The 24,970-nt window shown below is 28.4% G+C and carries 17 protein-coding genes, 2 tRNA genes and 1 pseudogene; 8 read left to right on the plus strand and 12 right to left on the minus strand.

Annotated elements, in window-relative coordinates:
* Positions 1 to 18: 18 nt before the first annotated feature.
* The 9 genes from dnaJ to CRV11_RS02025 all read right to left on the minus strand — a co-directional run bounded on the left by dnaJ (position 19) and on the right by CRV11_RS02025 (position 13,051).
* Positions 19 to 1,131 carry a molecular chaperone DnaJ gene (gene dnaJ, locus CRV11_RS01985; RefSeq protein ID WP_136131669.1) on the minus strand — a complete coding sequence of 371 codons (1,113 nt, stop codon included), beginning with the start codon at positions 1,129 to 1,131 and terminating at the stop codon, positions 19 to 21.
* A gap of 90 nt (positions 1,132 to 1,221) precedes the next feature.
* A complete protein-coding gene (dnaK, locus tag CRV11_RS01990) occupies positions 1,222 to 3,138 on the minus strand; it encodes a molecular chaperone DnaK (RefSeq protein ID WP_136131670.1) in 1,917 nt (638 codons plus the stop codon).
* A 357-nt stretch (positions 3,139 to 3,495) separates the two neighbouring features.
* Positions 3,496 to 4,059 (minus strand): molybdopterin adenylyltransferase, encoded by a 564-nt coding sequence (gene mog / locus CRV11_RS01995; RefSeq protein WP_136131671.1) that lies wholly within the window; start codon positions 4,057 to 4,059, stop codon positions 3,496 to 3,498.
* Between the two features lie 145 nt (positions 4,060 to 4,204).
* The gene (gene thrC, locus CRV11_RS02000; protein WP_136131672.1) at positions 4,205 to 5,485 is read right to left on the minus strand and encodes a threonine synthase; all 1,281 of its coding nucleotides are present in this window, start codon (positions 5,483 to 5,485) and stop codon (positions 4,205 to 4,207) included.
* Between the two features lie 3 nt (positions 5,486 to 5,488).
* A complete protein-coding gene (gene thrB, locus CRV11_RS02005; RefSeq protein ID WP_136131723.1) occupies positions 5,489 to 6,418 on the minus strand; it encodes a homoserine kinase in 930 nt (309 codons plus the stop codon).
* 17 nt (positions 6,419 to 6,435) lie between these two features.
* A complete protein-coding gene (gene thrA / locus CRV11_RS02010) occupies positions 6,436 to 8,895 on the minus strand; it encodes a bifunctional aspartate kinase/homoserine dehydrogenase I (protein WP_136131673.1) in 2,460 nt (819 codons plus the stop codon).
* Between the two features lie 460 nt (positions 8,896 to 9,355).
* Complete coding sequence (gene sltY / locus CRV11_RS02015; RefSeq protein ID WP_136131674.1) at positions 9,356 to 11,296, minus strand: murein transglycosylase; 1,941 nt, start codon at positions 11,294 to 11,296, stop codon at positions 9,356 to 9,358.
* 298 nt (positions 11,297 to 11,594) lie between these two features.
* Positions 11,595 to 12,515 carry a phosphoserine phosphatase SerB gene (gene serB, locus CRV11_RS02020; protein WP_158674487.1) on the minus strand — a complete coding sequence of 307 codons (921 nt, stop codon included), beginning with the start codon at positions 12,513 to 12,515 and terminating at the stop codon, positions 11,595 to 11,597.
* A 104-nt stretch (positions 12,516 to 12,619) separates the two neighbouring features.
* Complete coding sequence (locus CRV11_RS02025; RefSeq protein WP_158674488.1) at positions 12,620 to 13,051, minus strand: DNA polymerase III subunit psi; 432 nt, start codon at positions 13,049 to 13,051, stop codon at positions 12,620 to 12,622.
* A 213-nt stretch (positions 13,052 to 13,264) separates the two neighbouring features.
* Between CRV11_RS02025 and CRV11_RS02030 the strand changes: the two genes are divergently transcribed.
* Positions 13,265 to 13,351, plus strand: a tRNA-Leu gene (locus CRV11_RS02030).
* 147 nt (positions 13,352 to 13,498) lie between these two features.
* Here CRV11_RS02030 and CRV11_RS02035 read toward each other — a convergent pair.
* Positions 13,499 to 13,584 (minus strand) — tRNA-Leu (locus CRV11_RS02035).
* Positions 13,585 to 14,354: 770 nt separating this feature from the next.
* Between CRV11_RS02035 and pepA the strand changes: the two genes are divergently transcribed.
* The 7 genes and pseudogenes from pepA (at position 14,355) to CRV11_RS02070 (ending at position 22,302) form a co-directional block, all read left to right on the plus strand.
* The gene (pepA, locus tag CRV11_RS02040; protein WP_136131677.1) at positions 14,355 to 15,860 is read left to right on the plus strand and encodes a leucyl aminopeptidase; all 1,506 of its coding nucleotides are present in this window, start codon (positions 14,355 to 14,357) and stop codon (positions 15,858 to 15,860) included.
* 21 nt (positions 15,861 to 15,881) lie between these two features.
* Entirely contained in the window at positions 15,882 to 16,328 is a 447-nt protein-coding gene (locus tag CRV11_RS02045; protein ID WP_136131678.1) for a DNA polymerase III subunit chi, read from the plus strand.
* A gap of 22 nt (positions 16,329 to 16,350) precedes the next feature.
* Positions 16,351 to 19,026 (plus strand): annotated as a pseudogene (locus tag CRV11_RS02050) (valine--tRNA ligase); the annotation flags it as partial.
* A gap of 272 nt (positions 19,027 to 19,298) precedes the next feature.
* Entirely contained in the window at positions 19,299 to 20,309 is a 1,011-nt protein-coding gene (argF, locus tag CRV11_RS02055) for an ornithine carbamoyltransferase (RefSeq protein ID WP_136131680.1), read from the plus strand.
* A gap of 153 nt (positions 20,310 to 20,462) precedes the next feature.
* On the plus strand, positions 20,463 to 21,398 hold the full coding sequence (gene pyrB, locus CRV11_RS02060) for an aspartate carbamoyltransferase (protein ID WP_136131681.1): 936 nt from the start codon (positions 20,463 to 20,465) through the stop codon (positions 21,396 to 21,398).
* Between the two features lie 22 nt (positions 21,399 to 21,420).
* Positions 21,421 to 21,885: an aspartate carbamoyltransferase regulatory subunit gene (gene pyrI / locus CRV11_RS02065; RefSeq protein WP_136131682.1), complete on the plus strand. Its 465-nt coding sequence runs from the start codon at positions 21,421 to 21,423 to the stop codon at positions 21,883 to 21,885.
* Between the two features lie 30 nt (positions 21,886 to 21,915).
* Positions 21,916 to 22,302: a Rid family detoxifying hydrolase gene (locus tag CRV11_RS02070; protein ID WP_136131683.1), complete on the plus strand. Its 387-nt coding sequence runs from the start codon at positions 21,916 to 21,918 to the stop codon at positions 22,300 to 22,302.
* A 56-nt stretch (positions 22,303 to 22,358) separates the two neighbouring features.
* Here CRV11_RS02070 and CRV11_RS02075 read toward each other — a convergent pair whose 3' ends face one another.
* Both CRV11_RS02075 and CRV11_RS02080 read right to left on the minus strand, forming a co-directional pair.
* Positions 22,359 to 22,790 carry a YhbP family protein gene (locus CRV11_RS02075; protein ID WP_136131684.1) on the minus strand — a complete coding sequence of 144 codons (432 nt, stop codon included), beginning with the start codon at positions 22,788 to 22,790 and terminating at the stop codon, positions 22,359 to 22,361.
* Between the two features lie 181 nt (positions 22,791 to 22,971).
* A complete protein-coding gene (locus CRV11_RS02080; RefSeq protein ID WP_136131685.1) occupies positions 22,972 to 24,756 on the minus strand; it encodes a DEAD/DEAH box helicase in 1,785 nt (594 codons plus the stop codon).
* Positions 24,757 to 24,970 lie beyond the last annotated feature (214 nt).

The following is a 24,970-nucleotide window of genomic DNA, read 5'->3' on the forward strand; positions in this document are numbered from 1 at the left end:
TTATTTGATATGAACATCTTATTTTGTTAAGTCTTCGAAAAATTTTTTTACGCCGTCGAAAAATCGTTTGGAACGAGGGCTATTTCGTTCTCCTGTAAGACCTCCAAAGCTTTTTTCTAATTCGCTTAGTAGATATTTTTGTGTTTCACTAAGATTAACAGGGGTTTCTACTACAACTCGACATAATAAATCTCCTACTATCCCTGTTCTAACTGATTTAACTCCCCTTCCACGTATACGAAATAACTTACTAGTTTGTGTTTCAGAAGGAATTTTTAGTTTTACCCTACCATTTAAGGTCGGTACTTCAATTTCACCACCTAAAGCTGCCATAGCAAAATTTATTGGAACTTCACAATAGAGATTGTTATCCTCACGGTCAAAAATTGCATGTTTTTTTACTGATACTTGAACATATAAATCTCCAGCTGGAGCACCAGCCTTCCCTGCTTCTCCTTCCCCCCCTAGTCTAATACGATCTCCTGTATCTACTCCTCCTGGAATTTTTACTGACAAAGTTTTTGTCTTTTTTGTTCGTCCTTGACCATGACAAATATTGCAAGGATTTTTAATAATTGTGCCATCACCATGACAGTTAGGACAAGATTGTTGAACTGTGAAAAAACCTTGTCGCATTTGAATTTGTCCAGAACCATGACAAGTATTACATGTTTGTTTTTTAGTTCCTGTTTTTGTTCCGCTTCCTTGACATATTTTACATTCTACTAAAGTAGGAATATGAATTTCTTTTGTAACACCTAATACTACTTCTTCAAGAGCAAGCTCCATGTTATAACGCAAATCAGAACCTTTAGATGAATGCTGTCGACGATTACTACCGAAAATATCACCAAAAACATCTCCAAAAATATCACTGAAATCTGTATTACCACCCATATTTGCTTTTTCAAAAGCAGAATGACCGTATTGGTCATAAGCTGATCTTTTATTTGAATCAATTAAAATTTCATAAGCTTCTTTGATCTCTTTAAATTTAGCTTCTGCTTTCTTATCACCAGGATTGCGATCTGGATGAAATTTCATTGCTAGACGTTTATAAGCTTTTTTAATTTCACGTTCATCTGCTGACTTATCTATACCTAAAATTTCGTAATAGTCATTTTTCGCCATTTTCACAATCCTTAACACATTTCACGGGCGCAACGCACGCCCGTGAAAATTCTAATAAGATAATAATCTAAATAAGCATACTAGAAGAAATTACTTTTTGTTATCTTTGACTTCCTCAAATTCAGCATCTACTACATTATCATCTTTTTTATCTGTAGGTCCTGAATTCATATTGTTATCTTGATTTTTATTCTGTGGAGAAGAAGCTTCAATTAATTTACTTGATACTTCTATTAATGCTTGTATTTTAGTTTCAATTTCGGTTTTATTTTCACTTTTTATAGAATTTTCTAATTCTAATAAAGATGATTTAATAGCATTTTTATCTTCGAGAGATATCTTATCTCCAATTGAATCAAGTTGCTTACGAGTACTATGAATTATTTGATCACCTTGATTTCGTATTTTGACCAAATCTTCAAATTTACGATCAGATTCAGCATTCGCTTCTGCATCGCGTACCATGTTTTCTATTTCTTGATCATTTAAACCAGAAGAAGCTTTTATAGTTATTTTTTGTTCTTTTCCGCTATTTTTATCTTTTGCAGAAACATGTAATATTCCATCAGCATCTATATCAAATGTAACTTCAATTTGTGGCATACCTCTAGGTGCAGGTTGGATTCCATCTAAATTAAATTGACCTAATGATTTATTGTCATTAGCGCGTTTTCTTTCTCCTTGAAGTACATGAATTGTTACTGCTGATTGGTTATCCTCTGCTGTTGAAAAAACTTGACTATGTTTGGTTGGTATTGTGGTATTTTTGCTAATTAAAGAAGTCATGACTCCACCCATTGTTTCAATACCCAGTGATAAAGGAGTAACATCTAGCAAAAGCACATCTTTAATATCACCGCCTAAAACTCCACCTTGTACTGCTGCACCAACTGCAACTGCTTCATCAGGATTTACATCTTTGCGTGGTTCTCTGCCGAAAAATTCAGTTACTTTAGATTGAACTAGAGGCATACGTGTCTGACCACCTACTAAAATTACATCATGTATGTCAGATATAGATAAATTGGCATCTTGTAGAGCTACTTTTAATGGTTTGATAGAACGTTCAACTAAATCCTCTACTAATGACTCCAATTTTGCTCGAGTTAACTTAATATTTAGATGCTTAGGACCAGCTGCATCTGCTGTAATATAAGGTAAATTAACATCAGTTTGTTGAATAGAAGAAAGTTCAATTTTTGCCTTTTCTGCTGCTTCTTTTAACCGCTGCATAGCCAATGGATCTTTATGAAGGTCGATTCCTTGATCTTTTTTAAATTCAGAGACTAAATAATTTATTAAACGACTATCGAAATCTTCTCCACCTAAGTGCGTATCACCATTAGTAGCTAGAACTTCAAATGTTTTTTCTCCATCAACTTCATCTATTTCAATAACAGAAATATCAAAAGTTCCTCCTCCTAAATCGTATACAGCAATAGTCTTGTTTCCTTTAGCTTTATCTAAACCATATGCTAGGGCTGCTGCTGTAGGCTCATTAATTATTCTCTTAACCTCTAGACCAGCAATCCTTCCTGCATCCTTAGTTGCTTGACGCTGCGCATCATTAAAATACGCTGGTACTGTAATTACTGCTTCATTAACTGATTCACCAAGAAAATTTTCTGCTGTTTTTTTCATTTTCTTCAATACTTCGGCAGAAATTTGTGGTGGAGCCATCTTCTGACCTTTTACTTCTAGCCAAGCATCGCCATTGTCTGCTTTTATGATTTTATAAGGCATAATTTTAATATCACGCTGTACTTCTTCATCTTTAAATCGGCGGCCTATTAATCTTTTAATCGCAAACAAGGTGTTCTGTGGGTTGGTAACTGCCTGACGTTTAGCCGGTTGACCCACCAGAATTTCATCATCCTGCGTATATGCAATAACAGAAGGCGTAGTACGATCACCTTCAGCATTTTCTAACACGCGAACTTGTGTTCCATCCATGATAGCTACACAAGAGTTGGTGGTACCTAGGTCAATTCCAATAATCTTACCCATCTAAACGTCTCCCCTTTAACTTTTGTCAAATTGGGTTGTGAGCCTTATATATGAGGTCAGGTCATTAACTTTCAACCTATCCTTATATACTTTTTTAATTAGTTTCACAACATCTAATTAAAGTTAGATGGGGATGGGTTATATAAGCATCAAGGGTTAATTTGAAAAATATTTATATTTATAGGTATTTGTTAAGAACAAATAATTACTCTATAATCCTTATAATACTATAACCTGATAATACTAAAAAATGATTTATCTTATCAAATTTACTAATTATAGTAAAATATATTATATTATTATTAATATTTAATCATATTAATGAGTTGATTTTTATATATTAAATAGTTAACATTATTATTTGGGACGAAATGATGATATTATATTCGGGTTAGTTTCAATCCTAGGATTTTTTAATAAATCTAAGCAATAAGGGATACAAGTAAAAATACCAGATATTTTTACATTTCCTTCTTGATCTCTAGAACCTTCTAAGGTTTCTTTAATTGATTTAGGTTGACCAGGAAGATTTATTATTAATGAGCGATTTCGAATTACAGCAACTTGTCGTGATAATAGTGCAGTAGGTACAAATTGAAGACCAATTTGACGCATTTGCTCGCCTAAACCAGGAATTTCTCTATCAGCTATTTTTAATGTAGCATCAGGTGTAACGTCTTTCTCTGTAGGTCCCGTACCTCCTATAGTTAATACTAAATGACAATTATGTTTGTCTACTAATTTACAAATTATTGTTTCAATTAACTTTTGCTTATCTGGTATTAAGTAAGATTCTAATTGAAATGGTGTAATAATGGCATTATTTAACCATGTTGTTAATATAGGTATATTTTTATCCTGATAAACACCTTGATAAGCACGATCTGATATAGAAACAAGCCCAATTTTTGTTGTATTCATTGCATTTATCTCGGTTTTATGAATAAGTAAATAATTATAGTTAATCATCCATAATCTATTGTGTTATTTATATTATCATTGGCATAACTTTGCTAAGTTGTATTATATCTAAAACTGTGATTGTAATATACATTTAGAAAAATATTTATTTTAGTAAAAAATCACGTAATATACTGAAATTTGGTTTCATTTTATATGATAACAAAGGAAGTTTGTTATGTTTTGTGAGTATATTAGGCAATACTATTTCTCTTCCTAAAATATCTTGAACAATGTCTTGGAATTTAGCAAAATGTGCAGTTCCTATAAACAAACCATGTTCATCATCTTTTATGCTGTTTTTTAAGACATGCCAAGATATAGCAGAATGAGGATCTACAAGATATCCAATTTTATCTAATTCATTAATTGATGATCTAGTAACTTTATCTGATACTACACCATAAGATAAACTTGTCAATTCCCAAGATTTTCTTTGAAAAAGTTCTTGAATTCTTGGCCAATTATTTGGGTTGCTTACATCCATAGCATTTGATATAGTCTGAATGGTTTTTTTGGGGTTCCATATACCATTATTGAGAAACCTAGGTACCGTATCATTTACGTTTGTAGCGGCTATAAAACGTTTAACAGGTAAACCTAGAGATCTTGCTAAAAGACCTGCAGTAAGATTTCCAAAATTTCCACTTGGCACTGATATTACCAACTGATTTCTTATTTCTTCAGAAAAATGTGCTACAGCTTCAAAATAATAACAAATCTGCGCTAAAAGACGGCAGATATTAATAGAATTTGCTGAATTTAAATTAAGTGATTTACTTAAATATTTATCATTAAATGCCATTTTTACTAATGATTGACAAGTATCAAAATCTCCTTCTAAAGCAATCGTCTCAATGTTTCCTCCTATTGTACAAAACAACTTTTCTTGTAAAGGACTAATCTTATGTTGAGGATATAAAATTACAACCCTTATATTTTCCATACCATAAAATGCATGAGATATTGCTGCTCCGGTATCACCGGAAGTTGCGGTTAAAATAGTAGTGTGTTGATTATCACTAATACATGAAAGTATTTGTGATAAAAATCTACCACCAAAATCCTTAAACGCCAACGTAGGACCATGAAATAATTCTAAACAAGAAATATTACTAGATATGGATCTGATAGATATAGGAAAAGAGAACGCATTTTCAATACACATAAACAAATTATTTGGTGTTATCTCATTGCCTATATAGGTTGATAAAATTTTATAACTACGGCTTAAAAAATCTGTTTTCAATATACTGTTAATAGTATTAATATCTAATTTAGGAAGCTCAACTGGAAAAAATAATCCTTGTTTAGATCCCAAACCTTTTTTAGTAGCTTGAATAAAGCTCACTTGCTCATTGTGGTCCTTAATATTATATAATCTCATGTTTTATCCTAATTTTCGTGCACCTATATGATCTATGCGACAAATGTGCACAAAACCATGACTATTTTTTAGATAATTATTCTTGAGCCAAGATGCTACACTGTTTGCTTCGTTAATTTTTTCACAAATTGCAAATATTGTAGGACCAGATCCAGAAATTCCAGATACCATTGCACCTTTTGATTGAACGTTTCTTTGCATTTCTAAAAAATTAGGTAATAGTTTAATACGATAAGGTTCTGCTAGTATATCTTTCATTAGTTTTGTAGCTAAAGATGGTTGATTTGTATGACATGCGTGAATAAAACCAGATAGTAATTGACTATGTTTAATACAATCATTTTTACAATATTGTAAAGGTAAAATTGAACGTGCTTTAGCAGTAGATATCTTAATGCCAGGATATGCTACCACCCATAACCAGTCATAAAAAAAAGGTATTTTCTGGCTTATAATATTATTTTCTTCCAAAATGAGCTGCATACCTCCTAAAAAACATGGTGCTACATTATCGTAATGTATACTATTGGAAATAAAACCTTCTAAATTTCCCATTAATAATAATAATTCATAGTTATTAAGTGGTTGACTAAAAAAATCATTAATCGCTACCAAACATGCTACTATTGAACAAGCACTAGATCCTAATCCTGATTCTATAGGCATATTTTTTTCCAATGTTATTTCTAACGGTGTCATAGAATTAATTTTTTTGCAAAAATATTGCCAACAATGGTAAATTATATTATCCCCTACACTAGGGGGTAAGTTGTTCGCAAAATTACCTGTGTTATTTAATTTAAAATGTTTAGCAGATCTTACAGTAACAAAATCACCTAAAAGTGATCCATCAATAGGTGCAAGAGCTACACCCAAAATATCAAATCCAACATTGATATTACCAATAGATGCCGGTGCATAAATTTTTACCATCATTAGACTCCTAACTTTTAGGATAAAGTATGAAGTAAATCGGCAAATACACCAGCTGCTGTTACATCATTACCTGCTCCATAACCTCTTAGTACTAACGGGATAGGTTGATAGTAACGACTATAAAATGCTAATGCGTTTTCACCATTTTTAACTTTATAAAGTGGGTTATCTTCTTTTACTTCATCAATTTTTGCTGAACATATTCCGCCATTTTCTATGGTGCCAACAAATCTTAACGCTCTTCCATAATTTCGGGCTTTAGATACTCTATTTTTGAATATGTCATCAAATCTAGATAAATATTGCATAAAATTTTCGATATTTTCAATATTATTGATATCATTTGGTAATATTGGTTCAATATTTATATCTTTTAATTCTAAATGAAAACCTATTTCTCGTGCTATAATCAATAGTTTTCGAGCAACATCTATACCACTAAGATCTTCTCGAGGATCTGGTTCTGTAAAACCATTTTTACGAGCCATCTCTGTAGCTTCTGATATAGATAATCCTTCATCTAACTTCCCAAAAATAAAAGAAAGAGATCCAGATAAAATACCAGAAAATTTTATTAATTGATCTCCGGAATTTAATAAATTTTTTAAGTTTTCAATCACTGGTAAACCAGCTCCAACATTAGTTTCATAAAGAAATTTGAGATTTGAATTATCAGCTATAGCTCGTATTTTTTGATAGTAATGCCAAGAAGCAGTATTAGCTTTTTTATTTGATGTTACTATATGGAAACCATTAGATAAAAATTTTGTATATTGATTAGCAATTTCCTGGCTAGCAGTACAGTCTATAATTACTGGATTAGACATATAATGTGTTTTGTGTAAACTAATCCATTCATTAATATTAAAAATTTTCCCGGTTTTATTTAGATTAGATTTCCAATCATTTAAATTTATACCTCCTAAATTAGTTAAAGCTTTTCGTGAATCAGCAATACCATAAATACATATCTTTATATTTTTTTCTTTTTTTAAGAAATTTTGCTGTCTTTTGATTTGATTTAAAAGTGCATTCCCTACACCACCTACTCCAATTAAAAAAACTTCTATTGATTTATAATTGATAAACAATGAATTATATATTACCTTTACACTATGTTTAATTTCATTATTATTCGTAACAATTGAAATTGAGCTTTTGGAATGATTATGTAAGATTGTTTTAATATTGATATGATCATATGATAGATTTGGGAAAATTTTCCCATAAATCCCCTTGATGTTAGATATTTGATCTCCGATAATAGAAATTATTCCTAAATCTTTAGTGATTTCTAAAGAATCAAATAATTTGTTTTTTAGTTCAAATTCAAATTCTTTTATAAGGATTTGATGAACTAACTTTAAATCCTTTTCTGATATGTAAAAATTAATGCTATTTCTTAAATAATTTTGTATACTCGAAAAAAGTAGGATATTACAATTTGATAAAATATTAACTATACGGGATATTGTATCTGACAATCGATATTGTAATGATGGCCCTGAAATATTCAGCATCGCTACATGACTTAAACTTACTATAGCTTTTGCTGATTTTTTGTTTTGTTGAATTTTTGTGTTGTTAATAAGAGTTCCAGTAGATTTAATATCATGAATATTTTTAATAAGGCAAGGTATATTAAAATCAGCAAAAAGTTTTATAGATTTTAAATCTAGTATTTTAGAACCAAAACAAATTAAATCTTTAGCTTCATTATGGGATATTGATTGCAATAGCTTTGCATTGGGTACTTGAGTTAAATCACATGAATATATGCCATTTACATCAGTCCATATTTCACATATTTCTGCATTAAAACATGCAGATAATGCTGCGGCTGAATAATTAGAACCATGAGTTCCTAATAATATTATTTCACCTCTTTTATTACCAGCTATAGAACCAGCTACGAGAATAATATTATTTTTTTGAGTATTACTGTATATACTAATTCGTTTAATAGATTCAACAATGTCAATTTTAGATTCTACATCATTGCAATATACAAATAATGTTTTTACTGGATCTATTACAATAGTGTTATTGTTCCTTGATTTTAATATTTCCTCCATAATAACAACAGAAATTTTTCCAACCATACATAAAATAGAAGTAAAATAATTATCTGTGCATTTTTTTAATAATGTTAGTCCATGTATCATTTTATTTATTTTATTAAATTCTATTTTTATAAAATTTTTTAAATAACTAAAATTTAATGTTGGTTGAATATTAATTAAATCTAATAATAAACGGGAAAAACTATATTCCACTTCTTTAATACTCAACAAATTATCTTTATTAATAATGTTGTTTTTTATTATTTCTGATAAAAATGTTGTAATTTTAGTCGAAGAAGATAATACAGTGATAACTTGTCCTTTTTGTGCATTTTGCTCTAAAATATCAGCTGCTCGAACTAAAAGGCTAGCATCTTCCATTGATGTTCCACCAAATTTCAGTACTCGCATGATGCAAACTCTCCTAAGTACCAAGAACAAACATTAAGAAATATATCGTTCAAGTAAGTGATTGTTCCTTTTTTATGTATGACTGCTTAATACTACTTCTGCAGTAACAGCGATGCTAATAATGAAGGTGTTTATATACAAATATTTAATTTGTTTACAATATTTTTTTAGCTAAAATTAGCTGGAACATTATTTAATGTATAATATTTACTTTACTAGCTTTACTAAAGATATATTATGATATTTTAAATACCATAAAATTCTATCTATAATATTTTAGAATTGTTAAATCGATAATATTAAATATTTAAATACATCATGATGATTATATAAAAAATATTAGCAAACAAATTGATTTTTTAGGAATATTATATATAAATTTTTCATAAAAAATCATACCAAATGGATCAATTTACTCCCTAATATTATATATAAATTGATAGATAAATAGCGGAGTTTATTAATAGTGATCTCTCCATTCATTGAGAGTTAAAATATTTCTAGGTGTTCCTGTGAGATAATTATAGTATGCATTGTATAATAAAACATTTTTAACATATTGTCTGGTTTCTTTAAATGGAATAGCCTCAATAAATGCTATTACGTTTAATTTTCCTGCACTTCTGTGTCTCCAACTATTCATAGTAGTTAATCCAGCATTGTATGCAGCTGAAGTTAAAACTCTATTATTCCCAAGATGTTTAAAAATATATTCCAAATAACTAGTACCTATCCAAATGTTTATTTCTGGATCCAATATTGATTTAAAATCAAACAAACGTTTTATTTTATAAACTTTTATTGTTTGTTTGATAGCACTTGGTTCGAGTTGCATAAGTCCCATAGCATTCATTAATGAATGAGCTACAGGATTCCATCCACTTTCTTGCCTTGCTACAGCCATCGCATAGTTTTTTGGAATATTTTTGTTATCAGTATACTTTTTATACATATTATGCCATGCTAATGGGAAACGTTCCTTAATATTGTGCCAAATCTTAGCATCAATAGTGGTATGTACACTTAGGTGCCACCAGTGTTGTTCATTAGCATAACGAGCTAGCATTTTCTTTTTTCTAATAGATTTATTAGCAATTAAATGTTGCCATTCGATCTTTGCTAGATTATATTTTTTCCAATAAATTAATTCACGTATCCTATTTATTTCCTTGAGTTTTGGAATAGAAGAATCAGGTGCCGGAGCATGATCTTGTCTAAATGGGTAAATCAAACCTAATTTTTGAGCTGCTACTAATGAGTAAAAACCATTTTTTTGCATTAATTTATGTAAAATATTATCACCCTTTTTTTTGTCTCCTTGTCTATAAAAGATATATGATAGCCAGTATTGCCATTCGTCTTTTTCTTTTGCTCGTGCAGGCAAATGAAAAATTAATTTTTTCAATCCATTCATGTCATTACGCATCAGAGATAAACGAATACGACGTTCAATCAATGATATAGATTTACTGTGCATGATAACTTTGTCTCGCCATTTTTCTTGAGCAAAACTAATATTTTCATGCATCATATCACTCGCTACTATCTCTTTTAATGACTGAATATCAGAAGATTGCATCTTGTAAAGATTCAAAATTATTGGAATAGTTGTTCTAGCTAATTCAAAATTTTTATGTGATAAATGAAATAATGAGTATTTGATTGCTTGTAGAGTAAAAGGACTTGGTTTTACTTTTTTAATAAAATCAGTGATCGACAGCGGTTGTTTTTTAAGAGCTAAAATCCAATCCGCAGTATTTTTGTAATCTGCAGGTAATATTTTAATTAAAAAATTTACTAAATTATCATTATGAGCTTGCATTGCTAAACGAATAAATTCTATAGTATTAACAACATTTATAGAAGATGGTTTGATATTTTTATCTGCAATAAAAAACAACTTATTACAATCACTAGGAATATTAAAGCGATTGATCAATTTGTTTACTAAAGTATTAAAATTTACCGGTTCATTTTTAACAAATGCTCTGGCATAATACCAATTACATAGAGATCTTATCTGATAAGGAGGTTTTGAACTAAAATCAACCAAAGTTTTCCATTGTTTTTTCTTAGCTAAGTAACTTATGAATTGATTGCTTATTAAATTTGCTAAGGGTAAATTTTGATATTTCTCAATAAATGCATTTATTGAGATTGCGGTTGATGATATATCAATATCATTATTTATTTTTTGAACTTCTATTTCATATTGGATATCAGGGTATAGAGGATAATTTTTTAATTTAGGTAATACTTTATATAAAACATTTATATTATTTTTTGAGCAGGCATTTTTTGCAATTTGGTAATTATGGCGTTGCTGATCAATAGTATCAGCATAAGAACTTGCTGTTATAATCAACAAAATAAAAATCAAGTATTTAAATTTTATTTTCACCTGCTACATCTTCCTTATTAATGTATTTATTTTAAATATTAAATTTTCCTGAAAACATAGAATATCAAATATTATTGTATAAAAAATATTTAAAGTAACAATTTAATTTTATTTAATACAATAAATATCACATTTTATTTATTTGTATAATTGTAATAATGAACTATCAATGTATAATATAGGATATTTGAATAATCGAAAAAATAACAAATAAATTATATTATAAATAAGTGATCTTTATATTATGAAATTAGTTGAGTATTATGATTATAGATAGATGTAAAAATCTTTAATTAAATTAATATATAGTACTGCTCAAAATACAAAAAACTCCCATTAAATCCGAATTAATAATTTTAAATATTACTTGCTTATTTACATAATAATTTGCCTTGTAAGCTATACCTAAACCAGCAGATTTAATCATTAATAAATCGTTATAACCATCACCTATAGCTATGGTCTGTTCTAAAGCGATATTCAGTTTGTTAGAAATTTTTTTTAAACTGTTTAATTTATACTTAGAATCTACTATTTTACCCACTAGTTTTCCAGTAAGCTGCCCATCTTCAATTTCTAAGTCATTAGCAATACTCTCTACTAGATTGAGTTTTTTTTCTAGATAAGATGCATAATACTTAAATCCGCTAGAAATAATAGCTACTTCCCAGTTAAATAATTTTAAATTTTCAACTAATTCGATTAAACCGGATGTTAATGGTAATGTATCAAGAACCTGTTTAAGAACACTTTCTTTTACCCCCTTTAACATTTCTACCCTGTTTTTTAAACTTCTAACAAAATCAATTTCTCCTTTCATGGCGCTTTTAGTTATTTTTTTTACAAAATTATTGCGATATGCTATTTTAGCAATTTCATCTATACATTCAATTTGAATTGCCGTTGAATCCATATCCAATATTAACAATCCTGGTTTTTTGAGATCTGGAATATTAATTAATGGCGCTACATCCCATCCTAATTTATAGGCTAAACTAATAGCAGTTTCTGTAATTAGTCCTTTTATACTAACCACTTTATATTTATCTATTGTCCAAAAATTAATGATTACTAATTTTATATCAAGTTTTTTTTGATAATTAATAAATGTTCTTTTGTTTAATTCTTTACCATAAAATATCCAATCCGTCTCGTTTGATGAACAGTGGTGTAATATTTCTGTATTAGTATTATGAAAACAAAAATTAAAATGGGACATCAATGAAATATCATTTCTTAAATTGCACCATATTGTTATAATCTGACATAGCATCCTTAAATTTTATTTATATTTAAAATATTTTGATTATAAAATATAACATGTTAAGTATAGCAATTATATATTTGTTTCCAAAATAAGCGTTTTTCCTTTTTATTATTTGCTAATTCCAATAAGGAACTACTACGCAATATTCTTTTTTTATCAAGTAACTTTTTATTTTTTATATTCATATTGTTACCTATTAACCAAAAAGGACAAGTCAACTTATCCATAATTATTTTAAATTGTTCTGGCCTAGAAATGAATACTTGATAACGTTGCACATGTAAAGCATATAGTATATCTTTTATAAAAGGTCTATTAAAATCAATTACATCGTGAGTGATAATTACTAATTTTATATATGATGATACATCAAAATTTGCCAATCCTTTTAACAAATTTATTCTATACAATTTGTAATGAATAACTCCTATTTTTTGTAAAATTATATCTCTTTTATAATTAATACAATTGTTTTTGATGTTTATCAAATTAAAAACCCAATTTATACTATATCGATCGAAAATTATTTAATATAAATATATTAAATTTATATAAATGTAACCCAAACAAATTTAAAAGATAAAATAAAAAATAATTCCAAATTTTATATATTTATTATATCAATGCTTTATTATTATAATAATAAATTAAAAATTAATTTAAATGACAATTATTTTAATTTAATATACTAATCAAACAGAGCGAGGATGGCGAAATTGGTAAACGCGTCAGTTTCAGGTACTGGTGTCTTTTCTATAGACATGAGGGTTCAAATCCCTCTCTTCGCACAATTTTTCTAATGATAATTTTGTATACAAATAGAATTACTTAAGGTTTTTATAAGCTATTCAATATGATCGTTTATTAGATACTCAACATTAATAAATTAAATAAGAAAATGATACATATAAAAATATTATTTCAAGTAAACAGTGTGCCGAAGGCCGGAATCGAACCGGCAAGCACTAACTAGTGCGGTTAATTTTGAATCAACTGCGTATACCTGTTTCGCCACTTCGGCTTGACAACTACAATCTTAACGACGATAACCTGTAGTTTATATAGAATATGTTTAATACTATAACTTATTTTTCATAATATATGAAAATTTATCATTCGTCACTAACTATATATTAAGAAAAATAAAGCATATGTAAATTCAAATAATGTATATGTTTATTGAATTGTAATAAATTCACAATATTAAACAATTTATTGATGAAAAAACAATATTGCTATATTTTAAATCAGTTAATAGTTTTTTTTCAATGCGATATAAAAATTATCAATATTAAAAACAAAAATATTACTTTTGATCATTTAAAAGCTTGCAATTTATAACTAGTTGCATTATATCTAAGAGTAACAAAAACAATGATAAAATATAAATTATCGTTATTGCCTGAAAAATAAATTTTATATGATTTCTGGTTTAGATAAAAATGTTGGTATTGTAAATATAATTATTTTAAAAAAAGATAATCATTATGATATTTTTAATTTATTAATATTTGGCTATATATAAAAATATTTTTATATTTTTATCAAAAAGTGTTTATTGTTTTTTTATTTATCTCACATTAGAGTAAAGTCAAATAAGCCTATTAAAAATAATATTCTAATTAATATTCCAAAATGAATACCAAAATAACATACGTACGAATAATTATCTATTGAAAATTTGAGTAAGTTTTGAAAAACTATTATCTCAATTATTAATTAAATGAAATGTATCAATTATGGTGATATTTTGGGTTGTTGTTAAGATTTTTTTTAAATTTAGGAGTTGGTATGGATTTTAGTGTAAAAAGTGGAAGCCCAGAGAAACAGCGAAGCGCTTGTATAGTAGTTGGTGTTTTTGAACCACGTCGCTTATCAAGTATTGCTGAACAATTAGATAAAATCAGTGATGGATATATAAGTGCTCTATTGCGTCGAGGAGAACTTGAAGGGAAAGTAGGACAAGTGTTACTATTACACCATGTACCAAACATCCTATCAGAACGTATTTTGCTTATCGGATGTGGTAAAGAGCGAGAACTTAACGAACGTCAATATAAATATATCATTCAAAAAATTATTAATACTTTAAACAATACTGGATCTATGGAATCAGTTTGTTTTATCACTGAACTGCATGTTAAAGGACGTAATACTTATTGGAAGGTAAGACAAGCTACTGAATCTTCCATGGAAGCACTATATAATTTTGATCAACTAAAAACAAGTAAAACAGAAATAAGAAGACCTTTACGTAAATTAGTATTTAATGTATCTACTAGACGTGAATTAAATATTGGAGAACAAGCAATTCAGCATGGTATTGCAATTGCTAACGGTATAAAAATTGCAAAAGACCTTGGTAATATGCCTCCTAATATTTGTAATTCCGAGTATCTATCATTGCAATCACGTAAGTTAGATGAAAAATTTGATAATATAAGTACTACTATAGTAGAAGAAAATCAAATGAAAAAATTGGGCATGAATGCATATTTAGCGGTTAGTAAGGGTTCTAAAAACAAACCATTAATATCAGTTATAAATTATAAAACAAATGATTTAAAATCCAAACCCATTGTTTTAATTGGTAAAGGAGTCACATTTGATTCTGGTGGTATTTCTATAAAACCCTCTAGTAATTTAGATGAAATGAAATATGATATGTGTGGTGCTGCGGCAGTATTTGGTATTATGAATGTAGTAGCTACACTAAATCTACCAATTAATATTATTGGTATTATGGCAAATTGCGAAAATATGCCTGATGGTAATTCTATTCGACCAGGGGATGTAATTACAACAATGTCAGGACAAACAGTTGAAGTGTTAAATACAGATGCTGAAGGTCGTTTAATATTATGTGATATACTTACTTACGTTGAAAGATTTGACCCAGAAGTTGTTATTGATATTGCAACTCTAACAGGAGCATGCGTAATTGCCCTAGGTAATCATATAAGTGGTTTAATATCCAATCATAATTCATTGGCTAATGATCTTATCAATGCCTCTGATCAATCAGGAGATCGAGCATGGCGGTTACCTATGACTGATGAATACCATGATCAATTGGAATCAAATTTTGCAGATGTTGCAAATATTGGTGGACGTTCTGCTGGAGTCATAACTGCAGCTTGTTTTCTTTCTAGATTTGCACGAAAATATAATTGGGCACATTTGGACATTGCAGGTACTGCTTGGCAATCTGGAAAAATTAAAGGATCAACTGGTAGACCAGTAGCTTTGATATCTCAGTACCTGATAAATCGTACAGGTTTAAATGAGTATGATTAATATTTATCTAGTATTTATATTATGAAACAAGTAACTTTTTATGTTATGAAATCTTATTATTTGTCGAATAGCAATTTAAATACCAATACATTGTTGAGTCATCTATCCAGAAAGTATTGGTATCAAAGAAAAAAAGTTTTAGTTTATTGCGAAAATAAGATACAAGCTATCTATATTGATGATATTTTATGGGAGCAACCTTTAGATGCTTTTATACCACATAATATTATTGGTGAAGGTCCTAATAGCGGAGCACCGATAGAAATAGCGTGGTCTCAAAATGAAATTAATTTAACTTCTTATGATATCTTAATTAACTTATTTTTTAAGTTTTCAAATATCTTTCTGAATTTTAAAGAAATAATAGATTTCGCACCATACGAAGAAGATTATCTTAAAGAATTAGCTCGTGTTCGTTATAAAGAGTATCGTAAATTTGGTTTTAAATTAAACATAATATTATTATAGTTATTGAAAGATATTAGAGACAATGGAAAAAAAATTCAATCCACAAAGCTTTGAAAAAAGTATTTATGAACATTGGGAAAAACAAGGTTACTTTAAGCCATCTGGTGATGTTGATAAAGAGAGTTTTTGCATAATGTTGCCCCCTCCTAATATTACTGGTAGTTTACATATGGGACATGCTTTTCAACAAACTATAATGGATATTATGGTTCGTTATAATAGAATGCTAGGTAAAAACACATTATGGCAAACTGGTACTGATCATGCTGGCATTGCTACTCAAATAATAGTTGAAAATAAAACTAAATTAGAAGAAGGCAAAGTACGTCTGGATTATGAACGTAGTGAGTTTATTCAAAAAATTTGGCATTGGAAAAAACAATCAGGTAATACTATTAATTACCAAATGCGTCGTTTAGGAAACTCTATTGATTGGGAAAGTGAAAGATTCACTATGGATGAAAAATTTTCCGAAGCAGTAAAAGAAGTATTTATTCATCTGTACAATGAAAAATTAATTTATAGAGGAAAACGTTTAGTTAATTGGGATCCTAAATTATGTACTGCTATTTCTGATTTAGAAATAGAAAATAGAGATGTAGAAGGTAAACTTTGGTATATTAAATATCCATTTTTAGATAATGCGAAAACTATTGATAATAAAAATTATTTAACAATTGCTACTACGCGACCAGAAACATTTTTTGGTGATACTGCTGTTGCAGTGAATCCGAATGATTGTCGATATAAACATCTTATAGGGAAATCAATTATATTACCGATAATAAAAAGAATAATACCTATTATTGGAGATACATTTGTTGATATGAATAAAGGCAGTGGTTGTGTAAAAATTACCCCTGCTCATGATTTTACCGATTATGAAGTAGGACTTCGTCATAAATTACCCATGATTAATATTTTTACTTTTAGTGGTTGTATCTCAGAATATTTGCATATTTATGATACAAATGGTATTCAAAGCGACATGTATAGTAATGAAATTCCAGAGCAGTTTAGAACACTTGATCGTTTTATTGCTAGGAAATTAATTATAGAAACTATGGATGCAATGGGTTTGCTAGAAAAAATTGAAACTAATAATTTTACTATTCCTTATGGTGATCGTAGTGGAGTAGTGATTGAACCAATGTTAACTGATCAATGGTATATAAAGACTAAACCTTTAGCAGATGTAGCTATTGAAGCAGTTAAAAAGGGACAGATAAAATTTGTTCCTAAACAATATGAAAATATGTATTTTTCTTGGATGGCAAACATCCAAGATTGGTGTATTTCTCGACAACTATGGTGGGGACATCGTATACCTGCTTGGTACTCAAATGATGGTGATATTTACGTTGGATTCAGTGAAAACGAAGTAAGAAAGAATAATAATTTAGATTCTAATATTTTGTTGAGGCAAGATAATGATGTTTTAGATACTTGGTTTTCATCTAGTCTTTGGACTTTTGTGACTTTGGGATGGCCAAAAAACAACAATAAATTATTGCATACCTTCCATCCAACTAATATTGTAGTTAGTGGTTTTGATATTATTTTTTTTTGGATTGCTCGTATGATCATGTTAACTATGCATTTTATTAAAGATAAAGACGGCAAACCGCAAGTTCCTTTTAATATAGTTTATATTACTGGACTAATTAGAGATGAACAAGGTCAAAAAATGTCGAAATCTAAAGGCAATGTTCTTGATCCAATTGACATAATAGATGGTATTTCTTTGAATCAGTTACTAAAAAAACGTACAAGTGATATGTTGTTACCACAATTATCCAAAAAAATTTATGCAATTACTAAAAAACAATTTCCAAATGGAATTAAACCATCAGGTGCTGATGCAATAAGATTTACATTAGCTGCTTTAAGCTCTAAAGGTCGCGATATTCATTGGGATATGAAACGTTTAGAAGGTTATAGTAATTTTTGTAATAAATTATGGAATGCTAGTCGTTTTGTTTTGATTAATTTAGAACATTATCAATGTAATCATAAAGATAAATCAATCAAATTATCTGTTGCAGATCGATGGATTCTAACTGAATTTAATAATCTAGTAAAAGTTTATAGAGAAGCGCTAGATACATATCGCTTTGATATAGCAGCTAATCTATTATATGATTTTACCTGGAGTGAATTTTGTGATTGGTACATAGAAATAACTAAAATAGTGTTTAAAAATAAAAATCAAAATGAAATATATAACTCTCAAAACACTTTATTAAGTGTATTGGAATCACTATTGCGATTAGCACATCCAATAATCCCTTTCATAACTGAAGCTGTTTGGCAAAAAATAAAAAAAATTACAAGTAGACAAGAAGATACAATAATGTATCGACCATTTCCCAGATATGATAGAGAACAAGAAGACAATGAATCGAAAAAATATTTTGATTGGATAAAACAATTTATTATTGAAATACGTAATATTCGTAGAGACATGAAGATACAATTTAAAAAACCAATAGAATTATTTTTATTTAACTGTTCTACATCAGTAGTAAAAATTGTAGAATCTAATTTTCCTATTTTAATAGAATTAGCAAATTTAAAAAATTTAACTATTTTATCCAAAAAAGATAAAAATTTAATGTCATTAAACAAAAATATTCAAGAAGCTGAAATAATAATACCCCTATTAGATAATAATACTGAATTAAATCTTTTAAATAAATAACAACTAAGTTAGATCTGATGATCACATATCTACTTATATTATCAATATATAAGTTCTAACAAATGAACAAAAAAATAAAGATAAATAACAATTAATCAAAAATGCAAATTTAATAGATTATTGATTGATTGTACAATTAGGAAATAATATGGTTTTTAAACTAAATCATTTACTGATATATTGAATGAAACAAGTATTGTGTCATTAATAATACAAAATCAGCATACTTTTACTATTAATTTATTTCACTAAATATTATGGAGATTTGTATGAATCAATTACACTTACGTCATTTCCTAAGACTATTAGATTTTTCTTCTGATGAAATAAAATATTTAATTAAAATGTCATCAATATTAAAACAAGAAAAAAAAGCCCTAAAGGAAATTCAATACCTAAAAGGTAAAAATATTGTATTAATCTTTGAAAAAGAATCCACTCGTACTAGATGTGCTTTTGAAGTAGCCGCATATGATCAAGGCGCTAATATTACATATTTAAACAGTCATAACACTCAAATTGGTTATAAAGAATCTATAAAAGATACTGCACGAGTACTAGGTTGTATGTATGATGGCATTCAATATCGAGGATTTAGTCAGAAGACAATAGAAACAATTGCTAAATATTCTGGAGTTCCAGTATGGAATGGTTTAACAAATGAGTTTCACCCCACTCAAATAATTGCTGATTTATTAACAATGCAAGAACATTTATTAGATAAAAAACTAAATGAGATAAAATTGGTATACGTAGGTGATGCAAGAAATAATATAGGAAACAGTATATTAGAAGCTGCTGCTTTACTTGGATTTAATTTAAGAATATTAACACATAAAAGCCTTTGGCCAAGAGGTCAATTTGTTGAAAATTGTCTGCAAATTTCTCAAAAAAATGGAGGACAGATAATTTTTACAGATAATGTAAATGAAGGGGTAAATAATGCAGATTTTATTTATACTGATGTTTGGGTATCTATGGGAGAACCCCAAGAAATTTGGGATGAGCGTATTAGATTATTACGAGATTATCAAGTTAATAGCAGAATGCTAGAATTAACTGGAAATTCCACAGTAAAATTCTTACATTGTTTACCATCATTACATGATGAAGACACTGACCTCGGTCTTAAATTGTCAAAAAAATATAATTTTCACGGTGGTATTGAAGTTAGCAAAGAAGTATTTGAATCAAATCATAGCATTGTTTTTGATCAAGCATCAAATAGACTGCATACTATTAAAGCTATTATGGTGGCAACTCTTGTTAAACTGCAATAGAAAATTTATTCTTTTAACGATAATGTTAATTGTTAAAATTAAACGAATTTAAAATAAATAGACACTAAATATTACTTTCTAATTAATAATCAATGATTATTTTATATGTAATTAAATATTTATTGTGTGCATAATAAGGAATAAAAGAAATATATGTCGAATATATTATATCATAAACATATTATTTCAATAAATGATCTTAGCTCAGAGGAGTTAATGCTTACACTACGTACTGCAAAAAAACTGAAGTCAAAACCACAACCGGAACTATTAAAAAACAAAGTAATAGCTAGCTGTTTTTTTGAGGCATCAACACGTACTCGTTTATCATTTGAAACAGCTATCCATAGATCAGGAGCTTCAGTAGTTGGTTTTACTGACGTAAATACTACTTCATTAGGCAAAAAAGGAGAAACCTTGATTGATACTGTTTCGGTAATTAGTAAATATGTAGATGCTATTATAATAAGACATCCGCAGGAAGGTGCAACTCGTCTAGCAGCAGAATATTCAAATGGTATACCGGTTTTAAACGCAGGCGATGGAACTAATCAACATCCAACACAAACTATACTTGATTTATATACTATTTATGAAACACAAAACCGTTTGACATCTTTAAATATAGCTATTATAGGTGATCTAAAATATGGTCGTACAGTGCACTCACTCACACAAGCTTTAGCTAAATTTAATGATAATCGATTCTTTTTTATGTGTCCTAATACTTTATCTATGCCAAAATATATAATTAATATGCTTGATAGATACAATATTCCATGGTCATATTACAATGATTTTAAGCAAATAATGCCTTGTTTAGATATTCTTTATATGACTCGTATACAGAAAGAGCGCATTAAAACATCAGAATATTCTAATATAAAATCAAATTTGATTTTAGAAATTAGTGATTTGAAAAAAGCTCGTAATACTATGAAAATACTTCATCCCTTACCACGTGCCAACGAAATTAATACTAATTTAGATAACACACCTTATGCTGAATATTTTCATCAAGCTCAAAACGGACTTTATACTCGCCAAGCTTTATTAGCATTGGTTTTAAATAATAAATTTATCATATAATGTACATTATAGGATGAAAATTATGAAACAAATCAATAAATTTCAAGTAAAATCAATAAAAAAAGGTACTATTATAGATCATATACCAATAAAAATGGGCATTAAATTACTATCATTATTTGAACTAAATAATAGTAGTCAAAACATTATTATAGGTTTAAATTTGCCATCAGTTTTAATTGGTTATAAAGATTTAATTAAAATTAATAATACTTTTATTAATCAAGATCAGGTAAATCAATTAGCAGTATATACACCAGATGCCACAGTAAACTATATTGAAGAATATAAAGTAATATCAAAAATAACACCTTCATTACCAGATTTTGTTAAAAATATTATCATATGTCCTAATGACAACTGTATTAGCCGTAGTGAATTAAAATTTTCTAAATTTAGAATAATATCTAAAAATAAACTATCTAAGTACTTGAAATGTATATATTGTGAAAGAGAATTTGCACGTCATTTAATGTCAATAAAATAATAATTAAATATAATTTATAAAAGGATTACAATGTTTTATGAAATAAATACAAAACAGGCTCCTGTTCCTATTGGTCCTTATGTTCAAGGTGTAGATCTAGGGAAAATAGTTATTGTTTCCGGCCAAATACCAATAAATCCAATTACCGGTATAATTGATAAAGAAATATATAAACAAACTCTTCAAACATTAGATAATGTAAAATCTATTATTGAAGCAGCAGAATTGCATGTAAAAAATATTTTTAAGACCACAGTTTTTTTAAAAAATATTAATGATATCGAATTAGTAAATTCAGCATATGAATTGTTTTTTATAGAAAATAAAGCTAATTTTCCTGCAAGATCTTGTATTGAAGTGTCTAAGCTTCCAAAAGACGTAAACATTGAGATTGAAGCCATGGCTATTCGCTATTAATTTTAATGGAGAAAAATTACTTGTTTATATAATGGATAGAACATTGCACTGTTATATCAAAACGTATTCCTATGCCATATAATTTTATTTCCAAATTTAGAAGTATTGTCAGTCATTTTTATTTCTTCTAATTTAATTGACCAGATAGGCGCAGAAATGAATTGTGACATCGGAAAACGTTTATGATAAGCAATAAATGCTTTCTTTTTATTTATTCCTTCCAACATTGAAATACATCCTTTATATTGTATTCCTTGAATTAAGGATATATTTTTTTTATTATTATCAATTGTTCCAGCAATATTAGGATTTTTTATGAGATATAATCCGTGTCTAGTATTTAGATCGGTCATTAACCATAAAGACATAGTAGTAGCATCAAATACATAAAAACAGTTAGCGCACCACAAATTATCATCGTCCACACAACATAATGATAGTAAGTATCTTTTTTCTAAAAAATCTAAAATACAAGAAAATTCAAGCAATTTATTATCCTCAACACAAAACATAAAAATGTAATGTTAAATCATTAGTTAAATATTATTTATAATAATAGCTAAAATATATTATTGAGATGGTAAAAATATGAGTAAAAAGGAACTAAAATATCATGAAGTTCCTTTTTGATTATAATTCAGTTGTTAACAATAATTATATTGTATCAATTTATGATTTTATACCACGACGTTCAGAACTAAAATTTCTATTATGTCTATTGGATTGGCGATTTAAATTTCCTTTATTTAATTGTACCTCACCTATTAATTGCATATTAATAGGCTTGTTTAAAATACGAGTTCTATTAAAACACTGCATTACATTACATGTAATGCTTTTTGATAGTTCTATAATAGAGTGATTATTAAATAATTTAATATTACCTATACAACGGCTACTTATAGAACCTTCATTTGCAATAGCACCCACAATATGACGTACTTCTACTCCATCATCACGTCCTACTTCAATGCGATACAACCGCATTTCATCCATCTTAATACTCATTTGGGAATTTTGTTGATAGTTATTATGATTTTTTTCCAGTTTATTACGTGTATGACGTAATTCACCACGTGTATAACGATTGTCTGTACGATTACACAATTTGTTTCTATGAAAATTAGTTGGTGTATCTTTAGGTAATACTAATGGACGTTCTCCCTGTGCTATCTTTAATAATACTGCTGCTAAAGTTTCCATATCTAAATTTTCTTCTGGATGCATTTTAGATAGCAATCTACGATATTGATCTAGATCATTGTTGTTTTGAAGTTGTTTTTTTACTTTCTCATTAAACTTTGCTAAGCGACGTTGACCTAATACTTCAGAATCAGGTAATTTGACTTCTGTTATTGTTTTATTAATAGTTCTTTCAATATTACGTAATAGACGGCGTTCTCGATTTTCAACAAATAAAAGAGCTCTGCCTGACCGACCTGCTCTTCCGGTTCTTCCAATACGATGCACATAAGATTCTGCATCTAATGGAATATCATAGTTTATTACTAAACTAACACGCTCTACGTCTAAACCACGTGCTGCAACATCAGTTGCTATTAAAACATCAATTCTATAATCTTTAAGACGCTCTAAAGTTTGTTCTCTAACTGATTGATTAATATCGCTATTTAATGCAGCACTATTGTATCCATGTTTTTCTAATGCACTTGCCAATTCTACAGTAGTATTTTTAGTACGCACAAAAATAATTGCAGCATCAAAATCTTCTGCTTCTAGAAAACGTATTAATCCATCAATCTTGCGACCATATGCGGGCCAGTAACTCTGACTAATATCCGGTTGATCTTTGATGCTTGATTTAATATAAACTTCTTTAGGGTTTTTCATAAAACGTTTAGTTATACGACGAATTTCATCCGGCATGGTTGCAGAAAATAGAGCAGTTTGACGATTTGCAGGAATACATTCTATAATATTTTCCACATCTTCGATAAAACCCATACGTAACATTTCATCTGCTTCATCTATAACTAACCCTTTTAAGTTTGACAAATTTAACGTACCGCGTTTTAGGTGATCCAAGAGACGACCAGGAGTACCTACTACGACTTGAGGTCCTTGACGTAATGTACGTAGTTGTATATCATAACGTTGACCTCCATAAAGAGCAATTATATTTAAGCCATGCAAGTATTCAGAAAACTTAGAAATAGCTTCAGCAACTTGAATTGCTAATTCTCTGGTTATTGATAATACTAAAATTTGTGGAGTTTTTTCCTTAACATTAATATTATTTAATAAAGGTAATGCAAAGGCTGCAGTCTTACCGCTTCCTGTCTGTGCCATGCCTAACACATCCTTACCAGATAGCAAGTAAGGAATACAGCCAATTTGAATAGGTGAAGGATTTATATAGCCCATTTTTTTTAATGATTTAAGTATTGCAGATTTTAAGCCAAAATCATTAAAAGTTATTTTATTGTCAGTCATGCAATGTATGTTCCTCTGAATTTAGAAACTAGTTTATATAATTTATTTCAGTTGGTTTAAATAGAAAAGTATTAATAAAAAGAAAAGCACATCTTAATAAAATATGATGATTTTTTATGTACTAAATTTACATTATATTAACAAATATTTGTAATATGATTATAGTTAATTTAATTATATGCCTACAATATTTCTAATCAAATTAAATATTGTT

It is taken from the genome of Candidatus Pantoea edessiphila (genome assembly GCF_002933335.1).
Classification (GTDB): Bacteria; Pseudomonadota; Gammaproteobacteria; order Enterobacterales; family Enterobacteriaceae; genus Pantoea_C.